Source organism: Desulfosarcina cetonica JCM 12296, assembly GCF_001311845.1.
Classification (GTDB): Bacteria; Desulfobacterota; Desulfobacteria; order Desulfobacterales; family Desulfosarcinaceae; genus Desulfosarcina; species Desulfosarcina cetonica.
Genome location: NZ_BBCC01000331.1, coordinates 1 through 3,832, shown reverse-complemented (window position 1 = coordinate 3,832; position 3,832 = coordinate 1). Strand labels below are relative to the sequence as shown.

Here is a 3,832-nt window from a genome sequence, read left to right as displayed (position 1 = left end):
TTTAAAATTCGCGTCCTGCGGTTTCCCACACTTTTTCCAATTCAAAGTCCTTGGCAATCACCTTGTAACAATTGTATCCCGGCAGCGCCAGGAGGAACCACCCGGGTGTTGATTTTGATTGCACATATAAAGATTTTCGATATGTGTTTTGTATCCCGACCATTCGGGTATGGGTCTGAAGCTTCCCATCTGCGGCGCATTGTGTCCGATTGACGACCACATGGGCACGCCCCATCGCGCAGGAAGATCCGGACCCAAAATCACGTGCGAATTAATCACATTGTCTTCCGTCATATTGGGTGCGTAACGTTGCCAATCCTTAAGAAGTTCTTGAGGCGTTCGCTTGCGTATCTCTTCCCACTCGGCTTTGTTGAAAAATTTGTCTTCACCCAGATAGTCTTCAACAAGGCAAAGATGATTTCCTGGAGGTGCATAACTGGGCACAAAGGCCGTGTCATGGGTCAGATGGAAGAAAAAGCGTTTGGGAAGCCCATACCGATGACACTCGCCCAGCTTTCGAAACCTTATATAATCGGCGTCCTTCGGCATGAGATAACAGCGCTGGGTCATACAGCCTGGATGTGTTTTTTCTACTTTGTACTCGGGAAGTTCATGCAGAGCGAATGTTGCCCAGATGATCCCGTAGTTATCTCCCCAGAGGTTCTTTATCTGGTGCTTTACCTTATCGCTGGTCATGTCCGGTTCAAGATATCTGAACGCCAACTGCCACGGGTCTGATCCGTTGACGACCAGCCGCTTTGCCTCGACCTTCGTGCCATCTTCTAGAATAACGCCTGTCGCTTTTCCATTTTCCACGACGATCTTATCAACTTCACTATCGACAAAAAATCGCTGCCCATCGAACTTAACGCTTTTTGCATGGCATGGGCCATATTGTGCGTGCCGCCCACGGAAATGGACACGGGAAGCCCACCTGCCATAGAGCCGACCTGGTGCAAGTTGAACATCAGGTTTTGTACCGTCATCGGATACGATCCTGTGTGTCCCTGACCGAGCCGCATGAAGTAACTTCTCATGGCGTCGCTTTCAAAAAGATCATAGGCAAGCTCCCCAATCGACATATAGGGCCAACGGGGATCGACATCGCCCGTGGCCATAATCTCGTCTATGAGGACTTTCTCATTCTCTAACGTCGGCGGTGTATAGAGCCACTTCTCGATCTTTTCACCAAGCCCTTTTTCCCTAAAAATATTCGCCCACTTTGCACAGGTGTCCGCATCCTGTACCGATTGATCGGCAATGCTTTTGAGATTTTTTTCCAAATGTTCCGGCACCGGCGTCATTTTGCCTGTTTCCAGATCAACTTTTTTGGTGCCGTAAATGACAATGGCGCTCTCATCATCAAAAATAACCGACTGACTGGGCTCTGGCATCACGAGCTGCAAACCGTACTGGCGGAGATTGAAATCGTACAACGCCGGGCATAAAAAGAAGCGAATAAACGTGGCGCAGGTATTCATGATAAATCCCGGGGAAGGCAGTTCATCCGAGCAGAATTCCCCGCCAACCTCATACCGTCGATCAAAAATGCCTACCTTCATACCGTTTCTAGCAAGGTAAAGCGCTGTAACGAGTGCATTACTACCGCCACCGACAATTACTGCATCATAACTTTTATCTGGCATAATTTTATTCCTCCTTGTCTCTATTGGCCTGCCGATGTTGCCGGTAATGCCTGAGATGTTTTTTTATTGGCTGTTTTTTCTTTAACTATTTTTTTTTTCTCTTCTTTTTTCTTTTTCATAACTTTGACGGATGGTGATTCGCCCCCAAATAGCATGAAGCGTATAGCTCTCCATACTGCACTGGGTGTCGTGAAAAAGTACCAAACCAATTGTCTTACATCCTTCGGTTCCACAAAGGCATGCACTGTCCAACTTACCGGTGTTGTGGTTTTAATGGTCATTAGCAGCCTTTTGCGCTCCTTGTGGCCATCCGCGGGGTCTTTCAACGTTTCGGGAACGATATTTGTACTTTCAACCTTCACGGCCTGACAGTGAAGCAAGGTTTTTCCCAAGCCTGTAGATCGCATTAACATTTTTATACCTCCCTAGAATAATCCCGCTTCTCGTGCACGCCTTACGGATTCTATTTCCGTCCACCATTTGTTAAGACCCAATTGCTCAACAATAGTGGTTGCCGCGCAGTAACCCGGACCGTAATTTGCCATTCCACCCGAATGCGTAGACGATCCGCAGAGATACAGTCTTTCTATTGGGGTCGAATGATCCGAACAATGCTCGTTGGGTCTCATGGAACCCATCTGCAGTGGCGCGTAAGCCCCTTGTTTGATGGAACCTTTTACCATATCGGGAAACTTGTTTTCGATATCGAGCGGACTTGTAATATAGGTGCCGATGATGTTCTCGGCATTGATATTGGGCGCATATTTTGAAAGCGTCTCTATCATTTTGCGGGAATGCTCATGTTTTACCTTGTGCCATGCCTGAGCGCCTCCGGATGCCAAATCGAAGGGGGCAAGTTCGGTCAGTACTGCGGTATGTTTTCCCTTGGGGGCCTGTGTCGGGTCATGAATCGTCGGAAAGCAGCATTTAAAGGCAGGCTTTGACAGCTCACCGCGTCGTATGGCTTCCCAATGGTTGATCATGTCCTCCTCGCCATCGAATCCGGCGATGACGATCATGGATTTATTGATATCCGGATTCTTCTCTGCAGCGAGAAAATTGGGAGCCTCGTTAAGCGCCAGATGGGTTACGAAAAAGCTCCATTCTTCCCACTGGTATTCCTCCAGGCGAGTAACAAAGTCCTCTTCCAGCTGGTCCTTACCAATGAACTTAAAGAAGGTTTGATGGGGGTCAACGGAACTTACAACCGCCACCTTGGCTTCCATTATGTCCCCATTTTCAAGCTCGACGCCCTTTGCCACGCCATCTTCCAGGATTATTTTGTTCACTCGGTAGCCGCCCCAAATCATGCCGCCATTTTTGTAGATCACTTTTCCCAAAAGATGGGCAATATGATGCGATCCATTTTGAACCAACCGATATTTCGTGGCGCGGTTGATCATCAGCGGAATAAGGTACCCTACACCCGGAAGATCGTATTCCAGACCCCACATGCAGGTCATATACAAAAACAGGGAGCGGACCCGTTCATTTTCAAACAGATCATTCACGACCTGCTGAGGGGTTTCGCCGGTAAATTCGTCGACTCTTTTTGTAATCGGATTGGCCTCCAGCATTCCCACCTGTTCCAATGCCGGGAGCGGGTTTACATAGGTTGCCGGGGCAAGAAAAAGATCCATCGCCTCTTCCGTGAAATGATAAAAATCCCGGTATGACTCGGCATCCTTTTTTGAATACTGCGCGATTGACTCGCAGGTTCTATCTAAATCGCTGTAGAGGGATAGAGACTTCCCATCCGAAAAGGCAATGGATGTTTGCACTTCCGGATAGATAAACTTTAAATCATATGCCGTGTGCATCTCAAAATCAGGAAAAATGGGCGCATACTCGGTCATCATATGGTACAGGGCATGAGTATTATGCACAAATCCCGGGCTGATAATTTCTTCTGTCGCAAGTCCTCCTCCCATCTCTAACCTTTTCTCTGCGACAAAAACTTTCAATCCCGCCTTTGCCAGATAGGCCGCAGTCGTCAAACCATTAGGGCCGCCACCGATTACCACAACATCGTACGTAAACTTGGCCATTCAAACCTCCTTTAGTTGAAATGCCTTCAAGATAAATTACATGTCTACGGTCGTTAAAAAGAATGGTGGGAAAGAAGAATAATAAAACAAATGTCATTCAGTGATTACGATCCTAAAAGTGATATGACTATTAGTCAA

General features: G+C 47.4%; 4 protein-coding genes. All 4 read right to left on the bottom strand.

Going from position 1 to position 3,832, the window contains the following annotated elements:
* Positions 1 to 57: 57 nt before the first annotated feature.
* The 4 genes from JCM12296_RS39400 to JCM12296_RS33165 are packed head-to-tail and all read right to left on the bottom strand — an operon-like array spanning position 58 to position 3,694.
* Positions 58 to 816 carry a phytoene desaturase family protein gene (locus JCM12296_RS39400; protein WP_157068138.1) on the bottom strand — a complete coding sequence of 253 codons (759 nt, stop codon included), beginning with the start codon at positions 814 to 816 and terminating at the stop codon, positions 58 to 60.
* Positions 783 to 1,646, bottom strand: coding sequence for a phytoene desaturase family protein (locus JCM12296_RS33175; protein ID WP_054702159.1), 864 nt, complete (start codon positions 1,644 to 1,646; stop codon positions 783 to 785). Before JCM12296_RS33175 ends, JCM12296_RS39400 begins: the two co-directional genes overlap by 34 nt.
* A 20-nt stretch (positions 1,647 to 1,666) precedes the next feature.
* On the bottom strand, positions 1,667 to 2,059 hold the full coding sequence (locus JCM12296_RS33170) for a hypothetical protein (RefSeq protein WP_054702145.1): 393 nt from the start codon (positions 2,057 to 2,059) through the stop codon (positions 1,667 to 1,669).
* 12 nt (positions 2,060 to 2,071) lie between these two features.
* The gene (locus tag JCM12296_RS33165; RefSeq protein ID WP_054702142.1) at positions 2,072 to 3,694 is read right to left on the bottom strand and encodes a phytoene desaturase family protein; all 1,623 of its coding nucleotides are present in this window, start codon (positions 3,692 to 3,694) and stop codon (positions 2,072 to 2,074) included.
* Positions 3,695 to 3,832: the final 138 nt, after the last annotated feature.